This is a genomic window from Plebeiibacterium sediminum (assembly GCF_026013605.1).
Taxonomy (GTDB): Bacteria; Bacteroidota; Bacteroidia; order Bacteroidales; family Marinilabiliaceae; genus Saccharicrinis; species Saccharicrinis sediminus.
Genome location: NZ_JAPDPJ010000302.1, coordinates 1 through 501, shown reverse-complemented (window position 1 = coordinate 501; position 501 = coordinate 1). Strand labels below are relative to the sequence as shown.

Sequence of the window (501 nt, the reverse complement as noted above, 5' to 3'; positions counted from 1 at the left end):
GGTAACGCTATTGGGAACTATCACAGAGAAAGCATAAGAGCTTGATATGTCATAATCGTTCGGGGGCGGTCAGCGGTTGTTAACCGCCCCTTTTTTCTTCTTAATCATTTCAAAAATGGAAGTACAAGACAATAACATACGCAAATTACAGGTCGTGAAATTCGAGGTTAAAAAAGGTCAGACTTTTGAGTTTAACGGCAATACCAAAACGGAACACGACCGTATCAAAGGCATTTTCTTACGCCTTTCCAACCAACAGGCATTACCCGGTGCCACACTTAGGGTTTGGATTGATGATACAGAGATAATCCCCGATGATACCGAGGTGGCATTGCTTCACCACAACGATGACATGAGCATTAAGGATGTGGCTTTCCCTGTGGATGAAAAAGCCAAGAACAGCCCTGTACGTGTCATTTACAAAGACGACAGCGAGAACCTGGCTGTTAATGAAAGCTACAATGTTCGTGTGTATCTGCTTGCCGAGGTAGAGAAAAAGAA

1 protein-coding gene is annotated in these 501 nt (G+C 43.5%); it reads left to right on the top strand.

Going from position 1 to position 501, the window contains the following annotated elements; translation table 11 throughout:
• Positions 1–115 precede the first annotated feature (115 nt).
• Positions 116–501: hypothetical protein (locus OM075_RS25560; protein WP_301193385.1), on the top strand; the 386-nt coding region annotated here is incomplete at its 3' end.